Source organism: Chloracidobacterium sp. (assembly GCA_016711345.1).
Lineage (GTDB): Bacteria > Acidobacteriota > Blastocatellia > Pyrinomonadales > Pyrinomonadaceae > OLB17.
Genome location: JADJTD010000001.1, coordinates 493934 through 510271, shown reverse-complemented (window position 1 = coordinate 510271; position 16338 = coordinate 493934). Strand labels below are relative to the sequence as shown.

Sequence of the window (16338 nt, the reverse complement as noted above, 5' to 3'; positions counted from 1 at the left end):
ACAGTTAATCGTCCTCTTCGTGAGCACGGACACGGCCGGCGGCCACGGCTTCTTGGATGACTTTGTCTGCCAGGTTATGCGGCAGCGGGTCGTAGTGCGAGAACTGCATGTGGTACGAGCCGCGAGCTTGCGTGACACTGTTAAGTTTCGATTGGTAATCGAGCATTTCGGAGAGCGGGACCTTGGCTTTGATAACTTGCTGTTTACCACGGACTTCCATGCCGGCCACGCGGCCGCGACGTGAATTGAGATCACCCATGATGTCGCCGGAAACTTCCTGCGGTGTGAAAACCTCGACGTCCATTATCGGTTCGAGCAGGGTCGGTTTGACCTTTTCCATTGCGGCGCGAAATGCCTTGCGGCCGGCGGCGCGGAAACTATGCTCGTCGGAATCGACCGCGTGGAAACTGCCGTCGATTAGCGTTACCTTAAAATCTACCAGCGGATAACCCGCAACGGCGCCGCCTGCGGCGGCCTCGATGATGCCTTTCTCGATGGCCGGACGGAAATTCTGCGGCACAGAGCCGCCGAATATCTTATCGACCCACTCAAAGCCTGCTCCGCGTTCGAGCGGTTCAAAGATGACCTTGCAATCGCCAAATTGGCCGCGACCGCCGGACTGTTTCTTGTGACGGCCCTGAACCTCTGCCTGCTGCGTGATCGTTTCCTTGTACGGAACTTTTGGCGGATGCAGCGTCACCTCGACGTGATATCGCTGTTCGAGTTTTTTGACGACAGTCTCGATGTGAAGCTGACCGGAACCGGAAAGAATGAACTCATTGGTCTGCGGGTCGCGGTGAAAGTGGAGCGACGGATCTTCTTCGAGAATTTTATGCAACGCTCCTGAGATCTTGTCTTCGTCTGCCCGAGATTTTGGCTCGATGGCGAACGAGATCGCCGCTTCGGGATATTCGACCTTTGGATAGACGATCGGTTTTGCCTTGTCGCAGAGCGTGTCGCCGGTTTGTGTGTCCTTGAGCTTGACCACGGCGATGATGTCGCCGGTCGCGGCTTCGTTGACCTTGTCGAGCGTTTTGCCGGCGATCACGTGCAGTGCGCCGAGGCGTTCGTCTGTGTCTCGGGTTGAATTGCGAACGGTGGCGTCAGACGAAATTTTACCGCTGACGACCTTCATCACGTTGATGCGGCCGGCGAAAGGATCGGCGATCGTGCGGAAAACGTAGGCCGAAAAAGGTTCGTCGTTCGAATATTTTCGATTGACCCGGTCACCGGTCATATCGTTGTCCGCAAATCCGTACTCCATCTCGTGGTGCGCCGGATCGGGTGCGAACTCGACGATATGATCGAGCAGGATCGAAAGGCCCACGCCGTTTGTCGCCGAAACCGCATATACAGGACAGAGTTTGCCAGCGGCGATGGCTTTGGCGAGGTTCGGGTAGATCTTTTCCTCGGGTAGCGTGCCATTTTCGAAATACTCTTCCATCAGGGCGTCGTCCGATTCGGCGACGAGCTCGATTATGCGTTCGCGGGTTGATTGGAAGAGTTCCTTTCCAGCTTCCGGGATCGGAATCTCCTTTGCCTTTCCGTCGGAGTCAAATTCGTAAGCCTTTTGATGCACGACATCGACTACGCCTTTAAAGTTAGCTTCACTTCCGATCGGCAGCGTAAACGGGACGATCGAACGGGCAAACGATTGAGCCGCCGTGTCCATCGCATGGCCGAAATCGGAATGTTCCTTATCAAGCTTGTTGATGACCATGAAACGCGGCAGCATAAACTCATTTGCGTATTGCCAAGTCTTTTCGGTCTGCACCTCGATGCCGTGCACGCCGTCAACTACAACGAGCGCACAATCGACAACGCGAAGAGCAGGCCGAGCATGCGAGACAAAAGCTGCATAGCCCGGCGTGTCGATGAGATTAACTTTTGTGTCTTTGTATTCTGTGTGGGCAAAATTGTTGTTGAGCGAGACCTTTCGTGCGATCGAGTCTTCGTCGTGATCGGTGACGGTCGTTCCTTCATCGACCTTTCCCCAGCGTGGTGACGATCCGGCGACGTGGAGCAGGGAACTGACGAGTTGGGTTTTACCCGCGTCGCCGTGTCCAATGACAGCCAGATTTCTGATGTTCTCAGTTGCGAATGCTTTCATGTTCGGCAAGCTCTCCTTTTTGGCAAGATTCCAAATTGCATATCCAAAATTCAGATTCTTTTTTGGCGATTTGAAATCTCGAATCTGAGATTTGAAATATTCAGTTGTTGGTAATAGTTAAATCTATAATACGGAGCAGAAAAGGGCAAGACGGTCGTGCCATAGCCGTGAAAAACGTGGTGCTTTAGCAAAAATACGCCTGAAAGTGCTGATAATTCGCTTGAAAATACCAAGAATTACCGTGAAAAAGCCGATATTTTTGGTGAAAGTACGAATAATTCTCGTGAAAGTGCCGATAATTCGCGTGAAAGTACCGAGAATCCATCTGAACGAGGCGATTGCGCGGCTGAACGAGTCAAAAGTTAGTGTGAACGAGCCAATTGCGCGGCTGAACGAGTCGAAAGTTAGCGTGAACGAGCCAATTGCGCGGCTGAACGAGTCGAAAGTTAGCGTGAACGAGCCAATTGCGCGGCTGAACAGGTCAATTGCGCCGCTGAACGAGCCGATTGAACGGCTGAACAGGTCAATTGCGCGGCTGAACGGCATCTTATTTGTGCTATCATCAGCGTTTTATGACCGATTTCGAAGATGCCATTAATAACCTTGATCTTCAGCTTTTTGAGAAGATACCCAGCCAATCCACTGACCGTGACAAGCAATCGTTGTTGGCGTGCGAACTAGCCGTGCGTGAATTGACGCCTGAATACAATTATCTTGAGATCGGGTCGTATCTTGGCGGGAGCATACAGCCGCATTTGCTCGATCCGAAATGCCGGCGGATATATTCGCTCGACAAACGGCCGCATTCGCAGCCTGACGCTCGTGGATTTGAATTTGTTTACGAGAATAATTCGACGGCTCGGATGATGGAAAAGCTTGCTGCTGTTTCTGAGAACAGGGAGAAGATCACCACCATCGACGGCGATTCAAAGAGCATTGATCCAGCCGAGATAAAGGACAAGATCCAGCTTTGCTTTATAGACGGCGAACACACGGACGAAGCTGTCTTCGCAGATTTTAAATTTTGTCTGCGTGTGCTCGATGATCGCGGCGCAGTTGTTTTTCATGACGCGCAGATCACCTATAACGGCATAGCCGATTGCATCGCGTATTTGGAAAAGAACGATATTAAGTATACGGCTTACGCCTTACCGAATATTGTATTTGTCATCGAGGTCGGTGATTTTCCGCTGCACAAAAATCCGGCGATCTCTGTAAGGCTTAGAGACAATCATCATAGCTATTTGTTCGCCTTGCAAAACAACGATCATTACCGCCGATTTGCAACAAGGTTTCCGTTTGGAATGCTGCGGCGTTTGATGCTAAAAGTAAGAGGCGGAAATGTCAGCGAATAAGAATTTTCACCACAAAGGCACGAAGGGCACTAAGGATTAATTACCTTTGTGTCCTTCGTGACTTTGTGGTGAATTGCCCCGGTCAACTTTTCTTGTATATTTGGGCATCAAAGGCGTGGTATTTTTGTCTTGAGGAATAATGATGTTTTCTAAAAACCGACATTTTCAAATCGTGATCTCGGCGTTTCTGGTTGCGACATTTTGGCTGATGCCCATCGTGGCAAGCACTCAAGACCTTGTCGCGGTCAGCAGTATAACAGGCGGTTCTAGCGTTTTTGTATTTCGCAGCGGTGCTCGATCGGCAAGGCGCGTTACGGTCGCCAGGCCTGCTCGTACTCAGACGGCTCGAATTCAGACTGTTTCACGCATTAAGAAGCAGTACGAAACAATTGCCAAAACGGCTCCTAAAATTAATCGAGCCGCCGCTGTTGCACCGGATAGACTTCCGCCTCAGAAAAATACGATGCCTCCCGCTCAAGCGGCAAAGCTTTTTGCCGGTGTCGGTGAATACTTTATCGATAAAGGCGAACTGGACAACGCCATTGACAAGTTTCGCGATGCTCTGAGCCTTGACAGCAAAAATGTCGCGGCGAAATTGGGTTTAAGCGAAGCTCTTGCGTTGAAGGGAAATGACCGGTTGGAGCGGGAACTTCCTAAGGAAGCAAAGGCGTTGTTTTTGGAAGCCTTGCAATTCGATCCAAAAAATTCAGCGGCGTATTTTGGCTTAGGCGAAGTTTATGGCGAGCTTGATCAGACGAGCGAAGCTATCGCAAATTATGAAAAGGCGTTGGAGACTAACAAAGAATTGACGGAAATTTATGTTCCGCTCGGAATCCTCTATTTTCAGACCGGCGAGATCGCAAAGGCTGACACGATGCTGACCAAGGCGGTCGAGGCTTCACCCGAACGAGCAGAGACACAGTACTTTTTTGGTCTCGTTAGAGCCGCGCAAGGTAAGAACGAAGAAGCTGTAGAGGCATTTAAAAAGGCTCGCACCATCGATCCAAATTATGCTGAGTCATTCGGAAGGTTAGGAGACACGCTGGTCGCACTCAAACGATCTGCCGACGCGATTCCCGAATATAAAAAAGCTGTCGAATTAAAGAATAATTATTTTGAAGCTTGGTTCGGACTCGGCGGCGCTCAATATGACACCGGAAACTACGCGGAGTCATTGATCGCATTTACAAATGCGAAACGGATCAGGAACGACAGTTGGGAAACTTATGCCGGACTCGGCGATGCAAGTTTGAAACTCGGAAACTTTAATGACGCTGCGTCAAATTTTGATCTCGCGGCTACATTTGTTACACGAAACCCGGATTTCAATAAAGAGGTTGCGGCCGATCTTTACAGCAAACGGGGATTTGCGATAGGCCAGCAATGCCCTATCAATCAAACGAAGTTCCTTCCATGTCAATGGGCGTCGGCTATAAAGGCTCTTGAAAAGGCGGTTGAGCTTGGCGGAAAACCGATCGACTATACAAATCTTGGCTGGGCATATTTTAATGCGTCGCGCGTTGACCGTGACAACAAGTTGATTGCTGAGCAGCAGGCGAAACTTCAATTGGCCAAGACGAACTTGCAACGAGCCATTGATGCAAATCCTCCGTTTGTTGATAGCGCACGGCAAAATCTCGGTGCGGTCCAGAATGATTTGGGCGATTTTAAGGGAGCGATCGACACCTTGAAACAAGTTGTAGCTAAACAACCTGATTGGACTTTTACGAGATACGCTCTCGGCTCGGCTTATTTCAAGGACGGTGACTACGACAATGCTGCCGATGCGTTTCGAGCTGCATTAGATAAGGACCCGAATTACATTGCGGCGTTGTCGAGCCTTGGAAGCGTCGAGGTAAAACGCAAGAACCTAAAGGAAGCCAACAAGATAGTCGAGCTGCTAAAAGCAAAAGATCCTGTTGCGGCCAGAAATCTCGCTCAAGAAATAAAGTTGTCGGGCTTTAAGCTGAAGAACTAGTTCAACATCGCATATTGAAACCTCTACTCGAAATACAAAAAGACGTTCCGCTTGCACCGCTGACAACTCTCAAGATCGGTGGCAACGCACGTTTTTTTGTTGTTGCCCAAGATGAAACTCAGGTAGCCGAGGCGTTTGCATTTGCTGAAAAGGAATCGCTCGATATTTTTGTTCTTGGCGGCGGCAGTAATGTCTTGATCTCAGACACGGGGTTTGACGGATTGGTGATCCATATCGGGTTGCGAGGGGTCGTCTCAGAACCACCTGCGGTAGAGGCTGGAAATATTAAATTGTTGACCGCTCAAGCCGGGGAAGATTGGGATAACTTTGTTGCTTATTGCGTTGAACATGATCTCGCCGGTGTCGAATGCCTCAGCGGTATTCCTGGTTTCGTTGGCGGAACACCGGTACAAAATGTTGGAGCTTACGGACAGGAAGTTTCTGAGACGATAGTTTCCGTTCGATGTTTTGACCAGAAAACGAAAGAGTTTGGTACGCTTACAAACGCCGACTGCGGGTTTGCATACAGGACCAGCATTTTTAATTCGACCGACCGAGATCGTTATATTGTTTTGAGTGTGACTTTTGCTCTTCGTCACGGCGGCGAGCCGAAAATCGCTTACAAAGATCTGAAGGAACATTTTGGAGAAACGAGACCATCACTTGGCAAAGTTCGAGATGCTGTTTTACAAATCCGGCGCTCAAAATCAATGGTAATCAACCCGGATGATCCTAATTCAAAAAGCGCCGGTTCGTTCTTTAAAAATCCGGTTGTTGAAAAAAGTAAGTTACGAGAGTTGCTCGCGCTAAACGAAAATGTTCCTTCTTTCGCGTTTGGCAACAAAGTGAAAATTCCCGCGGCATGGCTGATCGAGAATGCCGGATTCCACAAAGGATTTGCTATCGGTAACGCGGGAATTTCCTCAAAGCATACACTGGCTCTAATCAATCGCGGCAATGCGTCGGCTGAAGAATTAGTTCTATTGAAGAATGAAATCCAAGAAATGGTTGAATCAAAATTTGGCATTGCACTTCAGCCTGAGCCTGTTTTTGTCGGGTTCATCTAGCGAAAATGTGCCGTACTTACTAACGTGCAGGCGCGCGCAATTATTGTATAATGGCGAAAACGGAGGAGATATATGTTTCGCGTAAGACGTAGATTATCGCTTTTCCTATCGATCTCGGCCTTTCTGTCGACCTTGCCTTGCCCGACAAATGTTAAAGCTCAGGACCTTGTCGCGACGGAGGACGTAGCGGGCGGCTCGAGTGTATTTGTCTTTCGCGAATCCCGAAAAAGGCCACAGGCTAGATCTGCAGGGGGTCGGGCAATTCTTGGAGAAGGGATCGGCGGCGGAGGTGCGCAGGGCAGAAGTGCTCGTTCAAATGCGCAGATAGCGGCGGCGGCACAGAAAAGGCGCCTTGCCGCAATAGCAGCGCGAAAACGTGCGGTTGCGATCGCTGCGGCAAACCGTAAGGTAAAATTATCTAACACGCTAACCACAAAAGCTGAAGGCTTTTTGGACAACAACCAAACTGACACTGCGATCACAAATTACCGCGACGCTCTCGTTCAGAATCCAAAAAACAGCCGTGCTTCGGAAGGATTGAGCAACGCCTTGACGGCAAAGGGTATTGAGACCGCAGGCGAAACGAATAACCAATCTGCACTCGTTTACTTTAACGAAGCGGTCAAGTTCGACAAGCAAAACGACGTTGCATACGCAAAGATTGGAGCGATTTATGACGCCATCGGGCAAAAGGACAAAGCTACAGTAAATTACGAAAAAGCTCTAGCGATAAACCCCGAATACACGATGTTGTATCCGCCGCTTGGGCTTTTGTATTTGGACGCGGGCGAGATCGCGAAGGCGGAGACCTACCTTCGGAAGTCGGACGCGGCAGGATTAGATACGGTGGAGACGCGCTTTCTGCAAGGTGTTTTGCATTTCAAGAATAACCAGAATCCTGACGCACTCGCCGCGTTTGATCGTGCCTTGGAATTGAATAGCCGCTCGGCTGAAGCTTTATATTATCGTGGGCAAACACTTGACCGAATGGGTCAGCCAGATCAGGCGATAGCGGCATATAAACAAACCCTTGTGATAGCTCCGACATTTGGTCCCGCGTCGTTCGATCTAGGCGTTAATTATTACAATAAGGGCGATTACCAAAATGCCGCAGTCGCTTATCAAAACGCGGTGCAGATCGACCCAAATAATTATCAGGCCCATGCAAATCTTGCGAGTACATATCGTCAGATGGAGCGTTTTCCTGAGGCCAATGCCGAGTACAAACTTGCCTCGGTAGGCATCAAGAATCCCGACCTTTACAGCGAATGGGGCTATTGCCTCGGCAAGACTAACGAATGGGATAAATCAGTTGTGAGACTTAAGGAAGCAAGCGATATGAGCCCAAGTGCCGTCGATAATTCAAACGTCGGCTGGGCGTATTATAACTCCGGCAATTCCCAGACGGCAGAAAAAAATGATGCTGCAGCCAGGGCCGATTATGAACTCGCTAAATCGTATTCGCAAAAAGCGACCGAACAAGATCCAAAACTCGACGCCGCTTATCTCAACCTCGGATCAACGCACAATAAACTCGGTGAATTTCAGCTTGCCGTAAGTGTTCTAAAAACAGCTCTCGGGCTGCGTAGTAATTGGGTGATCGCAACGAATCAACTTGGACTTGGATACCGTGGAATGAACGATCTTGTCAACGCAGTTGCGACCTTCAAACAAGTGGTCAATCTTGACGGTAATAATACCTTTGGTCTTTTCAATCTTGGCGAATCCTATTACGCCAGCGGCAACAAAAAAGAGGCGAAAAAGATCAATGACAAACTTAAGAAACTTGACCCATCGCTGGCTGCCACTCTCGACAGCGTGATCTCGGGCAAAGTACTCATCGATGCGACAAAACAAAAGATCGAGCAAAAAGTGCCTAAAGTACCGCGAGTGCCTTTTTAGTATTTGACGATCGCTCGTAGCTATATACGACGGGCAAAGGATCTTATTTTCAATATGTCAAAATTTCGACATTTCTTTCGCTTTAACATCGTTCGTGTTGCAGTTTTTACGGCTCTCATCGGATCAGTCCTTACGTTGGTTGTATTTGCGACGACAAGTTCAACCGATATGGGCGATTCGTTTGTTGGTCAGTCACTTTCGACCGAAAAAGCAACGATGAAAACGCTCATAATAACGCCTTTTATGATAGAGCGGCAAAACGAACAAAACCTCTTATTTGAACTCATAGGTGTTCCCCGCATTCAGTCTTCGGTCTCGGTTGCTGCTGTGCGTGAGCAAGAAATAGATATCAAATTGCTTGATATAGATTTTGGCATCGCAAGGAAATTGAACTTTCCATTGTTAGACGGAATAGCTTACGAGGCAGTTCGGAATGAGCATGAAGGCTTTGAACGGTTTGACTTTGATGAATTTACTTGGCGTGGAAAGATCTTCTCAGAGAATAACTTTATCGGCGACGTTGTTTTTTCTGTGAAGGACAAAGCACTCTCGGGATTGATCTACTCGCCGACGGCGGTTTACGAGATCGTTCCGCAGGCGGATTTCAAACATCTTCTGGTTGAGCTCGATCATAATCGTTTCCCAGCGTGCGGGGGGGCGATTCCTGTTGAGAACACTTTGGTGCAGAACACTAGTTCGCCTGTTGCTGATATCGGTTCTCCAATTGCGGATGACGGAAGCCAGATCGATGTGCTTGTGACGTACACTGCATTGCTTCGACAGACTCTCGGTGGAACGACGCAGGCGCAGGCTTTCGCTCAACAGGCTATTGCATCTGCAAATACGGCTTATCTCAATAGTGACATTACGATGCGGCTGCGCCTCGTCGGAACGCTCGAGGTGAGCTATAACGAAGCGGCCGGCACGCTTTCTGCGGCTTTGCCCTGGAGCCGAAGCGATCCGGAAACCGCCGCCACGCGTGACATCGTGAAAGCGGACATGGTCTCGATCATCATACAGAATGCCAGCGACGCCTGCGGAATCGGTTATCTGATGACGAATGTCGGACCGGCTTTTGAGAGCAGCGCGTTTTCGGCGGCCTCGCGCAGTTGCGCTGTTGGTAATCTCACTTTTGCTCACGAGCTTGGCCACAACCAAGGTGCCCATCACAATCCCGAAAACGCCGGAACAGCCGCGTATCCATACGCATATGGCCACTATGTCAACGACAGCTTTCGAACTGTGATGTCATATGTAAACCAGTGTCCAAACGGCTGTTCACGAGTGCCATATTTTTCTAATCCAGCGATCTCGTTCAATGGCTTTCCGACCGGTATTGCCGAGCAACGTGATAACCACCGAACACTGAATAACACAGCTCTGACTGTTGCCCAATTCCGCGACGGCCTGCTTGCAACGCTGACTCCGACTAACACACCGACACCAACGAATACGGCAACGCCGACAGCGACGAATACGCCGACCAATGGCCCCACCTCCACTCCTACATCGTGTGTGACGCCCGGAAGCCTCGACACATCATTTAACGTCACGGGAAAAGCCGTTACGCAGATGGGAAGCACCGCAGATTTTGGTGAAGCGGTTGCAATACAATCGGATGGCAAGATCGTTGCGGCGGGTTACACCGGCGGCACTAACCCCGATTTTGCGGTCGCTCGGTATAACTTTGACGGCATGCTCGACACTTCGTTCAACGGCAACGGAAAGGTCGTGACGCCGGTCGGAAGCGGCCAAGATCAGGCTTTGGCGGTTGCGATCCAGTCTGACGGAAAAATACTTGCTGCGGGTTTCAGCGATGGTAGTCCGAGCCGCGGTTTTGCGGTGGTCAGATATAACTTTGACGGAAGTCTTGATACCACATTTAACGGCACAGGTAAGGTCATTACCACAATAGGAAGTTCCGCAGCAGGTGCTTCCCTCGTTATCCAAAACGACGGAAAGATCGTCGTTGCAGGTCAAATCAACGTGTCGGGATATGAGTCTTTTGGACTTGCCAGATATAACACAAACGGAAGTCTTGATACTGCATTCAACGGAACGGGCAAAGTCATTACACAGGTCGGAACCATTGGCGGCGAAGGTATCAGATCCGTCGCTATCCAACCCGACGGTAAAATAGTCGCGGCCGGTTATGTTGGCTCTCTCGGCGCCACCTCAAATCCTGACTTTGCTCTTGCTAGGTATAATTCCGATGGCAGTCTCGATACCACGTTCAACGCGACTGGCAAGGTCATTACATCGATAGGCAGCGAAGATGATTTTGCCAATTCGGTCGCAATTCAATCGGATGGCCGGATCTTAGTGGCAGGGCAGACAATCACTGGGCAAACTATTGAGTCTTTTGATTTTGCACTGCTCAGATACGATCCAAACGGTGCTCTCGATACCACGTTCAATGGCACGGGGAAGGTAATTACTTCGATCAACAACAGTGATGGCCCGGACGTTGCTAACTCGGTCGCTATTCAGGCCGACGGCAGGATATTGGCGGCAGGTACCAGCGGCAGCTTTCCGAATGGCGATTTCGCGCTTGCCAGGTATAACCAGAATGGCACTCTCGATGCTACATTTAACGGAACGGGCATAGTCCTCACGCCGATCGGGGGGCAAAACGATCACGGCAGCTCAATGGCCGTTCAAACTAACGGCAGGATCGTTATAGCCGGTTGGACTGATCCGGGCTTCTTTGGTGATATCGATTTCGCGGTCGCGGCTTATGATCCGGCCGGATGTCCGGCAGGCTCGATAAACGGGAACGTCGTTTACGGCAATGCAATAGGCGATCCGAATCCGCGTTTTGTTTCAAATGTTCTGTTAAGCGGTGCGGGGTCAACCAACGTCTCTAGTGTCTCCAACTTTCCAGGTGGTGCTTATGCTCTCACTGGATTCGGGGTGGGTTCTTACACCGTTGCGCCAACCAAGACGACGGGGCAAAACAGCATTACTTCATTCGACGCTGCAAAAGTTGCGCAGCACGCGGCGGGTGTCGTGTTACTAACCGGAAACCAGTTGGTAGTGGCCGATGTCAGCAGCAACGGCACCGTCACCTCTTTCGATGCAGGCCAAGTCGCCAGGTTTGTTGTCGGCACACAGCCTTTTGGTACAACGGGAAATTGGATATTCAACCCTTTAAACAGAACTTATCCATCGGTGTCTTCCAGCTTTGCAAATCAGGATTACACGGCTTTGTTGATGGGCGAGGTTTCCGGAAACTGGTCAAACACCGGCGCGAGGCCCGGTGGCATCGGGCCGCAGAGCAGCGTGGCGGTAGAAGTGCCGAACGTAACGTTGACAGCTGACAAAGAGATCGCGGTGCCGGTATATGTTAAGGGCATCGCTGATAAGGGGGTGATCTCTTATGAATTCGATCTTCGTTATGATCCTGCCGTGATCCAGCCGTTTGCCGAGCCGGTCGATGTAACAGGAACGGCCAGCCGCGGCCTCATGGTTGTCACAAATACCTCGGAGCCCGGACTTTTGAGAATTGTGATGTACGGGCCGATGCCGATAGATAGAGATGGCGTGCTGCTGAACCTTAGATTTGCCGCTGTCGGAGCGTCAGGGTTGATATCACCGCTGACGTGGGAACGGATAATGTTCAACGAGGGAGAACCGGGTGTGAATGTGGCCAACGGACATATCCAATTGTTCTGAGCGGAGTATGAGATTCATTGTCGATAGTGCGGTTCGAGCGAACCGCACTTTTTTTGTATAATCAAGAATTTAGAATAATTCATCAGATGCCGAGACGCACCGATATACACAAGATCCTCATAATAGGTTCGGGCCCGATTATTATCGGGCAGGCGTGCGAATTTGATTATTCGGGAACGCAAGCGTGTCGGGCGTTGAAACAAGAGGGCTTCGAGGTCGTGCTGGTTAATTCCAATCCGGCCACGATCATGACCGACCCTGAGATCGCGGACCGTACCTATATTGAACCGCTGACGCTTGAAACTGTCACGGCCATCATCGAAAAGGAACGTCCGGACGCACTTCTTCCCACCGTAGGAGGTCAGACTGGACTTAATCTGTCGGTCGAGCTTTACGAGCAGGGAATTTTGGACAAATACAAGGTCAAACTGATCGGGGCAAACATTGATGCGATCAAAGTTGGCGAAGACCGTGAGCTTTTTAAGGCTGCGATGGACGAGATAGGTATCGAGAGTCCGAAGGGCGGCTTTGCACACAACTGGGAAGAGGCGGCGAAGATCGTAGAAGAGATCGGTTATCCGGCAATTATTCGTCCTAGCTATACGCTTGGCGGCACTGGCGGCGGCACAGCGTTCAATCCCGATGAATATGAAGAGATCGCTAAAGGCGGACTTGCGGTATCGCCGATCTCGCAGATATTGGTCGAAGAATCGATCCTTGGTTGGAAGGAATACGAGCTTGAGGTCATGCGTGACCTCAATGACAACGTCGTCATTATTTGCTCGATCGAGAACTTTGACCCGATGGGCGTTCATACCGGAGATTCGATAACGGTTGCTCCGGCACAAACTCTGACCGATGTTGAATACCAGCGACTTCGTGATATGTCGAAGGCTTGCATCCGAAAGGTCGGTGTCGAAACGGGCGGTTCGAATATACAATTTGCAATTAACCCCGCAAATGGCGATGTGCGGATCATCGAGATGAATCCTCGTGTTTCACGTTCGTCGGCTCTGGCGTCGAAGGCTACAGGATTTCCCATTGCAAAGATCGCTGCAAAACTCGCTGTTGGTTACACGCTTGACGAGATACCGAATGACATCACAAAAAAGACTCCGGCGTCGTTTGAGCCGACGATAGACTATGTCGTCACAAAGATACCAAAGTGGGCCTTTGAGAAGTTTCCGGGTGCCGAAGACGTGCTCGGGACGCAGATGAAATCTGTCGGCGAAGTGATGGCGATTGGTCGTACATTCAAAGAATCTTTATTTAAGGGGTTGCGTTCATTAGAGGCTGTTAAACCATTGCGTTTACAGGAGGTTTCGGACGCTAAGCTTCAACGCAAATTGGCCCGTCCAAATTCACAGCGATTCTCTTACCTCACTTATGCATTACAGAGTGGCTATTCGACAGAAGAGGTTCATCGATTGACGATGATCGATCCATGGTTCCTCGATCAACTCTCCCAAGTAATGGAATTTCAGGCGAGTCTCGATTCGAAACCACTTGCCGAATATACTGCGGAGGATCTCAGAACGGCAAAAGAATATGGGCTCTCGGACCGTCGACTTTTTTATATGACAGGATCGTCTGAGGCTGAGGTTCGCGAATATCGCAAAAAGCTTGGCGTTCTGCCAGTTTATAAACGTGTCGATACCTGCGGTGCGGAATTCGAATCTTTTACGCCGTACATGTATTCGACATATGAAGAAGAATGCGAAGCCACGCCCACCGACAGGCGAAAGATAATGATTCTTGGCTCCGGGCCAAATCGTATCGGGCAGGGAATCGAATTCGATTATTGCTGTTGCCACGCGAGTTTCGCCCTGCGCGATGCCGACATCGAGACCATTATGGTCAACTGCAATCCGGAAACTGTTTCAACGGATTATGATACTTCGGATAGATTGTATTTTGAGCCGCTGACGTTTGAGGATGTGATGAATATCGTCGATGTCGAAAAACCGGACGGTGTGATCGTACAATTTGGCGGGCAAACGCCGCTAAATCTTGCAAGCAGGTTGCACGAAGCCGACGTCCCGATTATTGGCACCTCGCCCGATTCGATAGACCTTGCCGAGGACAGAAAGCGTTTTGGGGCATTGCTCGAGAGTCTGAAAATACCATGTCCTGATAATTCCAGCGTTACTTCAGTAGAAGAAGCTAAAACTGTTGCAAACAAAATAGGTTACCCGATTGTTGTGCGGCCAAGCTTTGTGCTCGGCGGGCGTGCGATGGCTATTGTCTATGACGAGCAATCGCTGAATGAATATATGCGTATGGCGACCGACGCTTCGCCGGAAAAACCGATTCTGATCGACAAATTCCTCGAACGGGCTGCCGAGATAGATGTTGATGCTTTGGCCGACGAAACCGCTGTCGTGATCGCCGGAATCCAAGAGCATATCGAAGAAGCCGGCGTTCATTCGGGGGATTCATCATCCGTTTTGCCGACGCAGAAAATTGCCGTCGAACATCTCGAAACGATCCAACATTACACACGGCTTCTCGCGAACGCACTAAAGGTCAAAGGGCTGATGAACATTCAATTTGCGGTAAAAGATAATCGTGTTTATGTTCTCGAGGTCAATCCGCGAGCGTCTCGGACGGTGCCGTTCGTTGCAAAAGCAACTGGTGTTCCGATAGCCAAGATTGCTTCGCTTGTGATGGCGGGCGAAAGGAAACTGAAAGACTTCAATTTGCCGGATGTTTTGCCTGTGCCGAAGATCTTCGTTAAATCGCCAGTTTTTCCTTTCAAAAAATTTGCAGGCTTTGATCCCGTGCTTGGTCCTGAGATGCGCTCAACAGGTGAAGTGATGGGCATCGGAGCAACATTCGGCGAAGCTTACGGCAAAGCGATGGAAGGTGCCGGTTTAAAGCTGCCACTCGCTGGCCGCGCGTTTATTTCGGTGAACGAGGCTGACAAAGGACAGGCAGTTGTGATCGCTCGTCGTCTGACAAAGCTGGGTTTCGTACTTGTTGCAACATACGGCACTGCTAAACGCCTCCACGAGGTCGGCCTCGAATGTGAAACAGTTTTCAAGGTCAACGAAGGCCGCCCTAACATCGCCGACGTGATCCGCCAAGGTGAGATCGCCCTAATCATCAACACACCACTAGGCAAAGCTTCACATTACGACGAAAAGGCAATAAGAAAAGCCGCACTGCAATTCAATATTCCGTGTGTGACGACAATCACCGGCGCCGAAGCTCTTGTTGAGGCGATCGGAACAAAGTTGTCCGCAAAGGCGGTGAATGTAAACAGTCTGCAGGAAATTCACAGCAGTAGGCGTATCGCCTCACACGAAAGCAACTAACATCTTGACCATTACGCCACTTTACACTAACTTAGTGTAAAGTTTTCTTTAATTTAGCTTTTATAATTTAACAAATGAGTGAATCGCATGACCGCGAGATCATAGGCGGACATCTGCTTGTGATCGGTGGAGCAGAGGACAAATATAACGAACGGCGTATCTTGAAGAAGTTTCTGGAACTTGCCGGTGGCGACAAAGCTGAGATCCTGATCATTCCGGTTGCATCTGACTTTCCGGAGTTTGCGGCAGATGTCTATACACAGGCGTTTCGGAATCTGGGCGTTGCCAGTCCGCGCGTTTTGCGGGCGTCATCGCGGCAAAACATAGTTGAAGCCGATATTGATAAACTAGTTGACGGCCTGACGGGTGTTTTTATTACTGGCGGCGATCAGATGCGGCTGGTGAGTTTGCTCGGCGGAACGAAACTGGCCGAAAAACTGCGAGCGCTGGTTCGCGAAAGTGACCTTGTTCTTGCGGGAACCAGTGCCGGTGCAGCTGCAATGAGCACATCAATGATCGTTCGCGGCGAGCCGAGTTCGCATCCGCATAAGGATGCGGTAAAGCTATCGCCTGGGCTTGGATTTCTAAAGAATATCATCATCGATCAGCATTTTAGCGAACGTGGCCGTATTAGCCGGCTCATCACCGCAGTTTCATATAATCCTTATAATCTCGGCGTCGGCATAGACGAAAACACCGCTATCGTGCTCGACGGGAACGGTGTGCTTGAGGTCTTTGGACAAGGCTCGGCAACCATCGTTGATGGCTCACAGATCACTTTCAATGAGATAGCGGAAGTTGCTGATCATGAAGCATTTAGCGTTTGCGGCGTGCAACTTCATGTATTGCGTGATGGTCTGGTTTATAATTATTTGGACAGAAACCCGATCCAGCCTCCGGGTGAATTCCTTTTACCTGACCTTGGATAGTCATA

General features: G+C 49.9%; 9 protein-coding genes. 7 read left to right on the top strand and 2 right to left on the bottom strand.

All coding sequences use genetic code 11. The features are described from left to right. Window positions 1-4 precede the first annotated feature (4 nt). The gene (locus IPL32_02185) at window positions 5-2110 is read right to left on the bottom strand and encodes an elongation factor G (protein MBK8464615.1); all 2106 of its coding nucleotides are present in this window, start codon (window positions 2108-2110) and stop codon (window positions 5-7) included. 123 nt (window positions 2111-2233) lie between these two features. Further along, window positions 2234-2656, bottom strand: a complete 423-nt coding sequence (locus IPL32_02180; GenBank protein MBK8464614.1) for a hypothetical protein — start codon at window positions 2654-2656, stop codon at window positions 2234-2236. 26 nt (window positions 2657-2682) lie between these two features. On the opposite strand from IPL32_02180, the gene IPL32_02175 reads away from it, so the two are divergent. The 7 genes from IPL32_02175 to IPL32_02145 all read left to right on the top strand — a co-directional run bounded on the left by IPL32_02175 (window position 2683) and on the right by IPL32_02145 (window position 16333). After that, a complete protein-coding gene (locus IPL32_02175) occupies window positions 2683-3465 on the top strand; it encodes a class I SAM-dependent methyltransferase (protein ID MBK8464613.1) in 783 nt (260 codons plus the stop codon). A gap of 139 nt (window positions 3466-3604) precedes the next feature. Further along, window positions 3605-5443: a tetratricopeptide repeat protein gene (locus IPL32_02170; protein MBK8464612.1), complete on the top strand. Its 1839-nt coding sequence runs from the start codon at window positions 3605-3607 to the stop codon at window positions 5441-5443. Between the two features lie 14 nt (window positions 5444-5457). Beyond that, window positions 5458-6510 (top strand): UDP-N-acetylmuramate dehydrogenase, encoded by a 1053-nt coding sequence (locus IPL32_02165; protein MBK8464611.1) that lies wholly within the window; start codon window positions 5458-5460, stop codon window positions 6508-6510. 72 nt (window positions 6511-6582) lie between these two features. After that, window positions 6583-8412 (top strand): tetratricopeptide repeat protein, encoded by a 1830-nt coding sequence (locus IPL32_02160; protein ID MBK8464610.1) that lies wholly within the window; start codon window positions 6583-6585, stop codon window positions 8410-8412. Between the two features lie 54 nt (window positions 8413-8466). Next, a complete protein-coding gene (locus IPL32_02155) occupies window positions 8467-12087 on the top strand; it encodes a hypothetical protein (GenBank protein MBK8464609.1) in 3621 nt (1206 codons plus the stop codon). 86 nt (window positions 12088-12173) lie between these two features. Next, on the top strand, window positions 12174-15404 hold the full coding sequence (gene carB / locus IPL32_02150; protein ID MBK8464608.1) for a carbamoyl-phosphate synthase large subunit: 3231 nt from the start codon (window positions 12174-12176) through the stop codon (window positions 15402-15404). A gap of 74 nt (window positions 15405-15478) precedes the next feature. Further along, the gene (locus IPL32_02145) at window positions 15479-16333 is read left to right on the top strand and encodes a cyanophycinase (GenBank protein MBK8464607.1); all 855 of its coding nucleotides are present in this window, start codon (window positions 15479-15481) and stop codon (window positions 16331-16333) included. Window positions 16334-16338 lie beyond the last annotated feature (5 nt).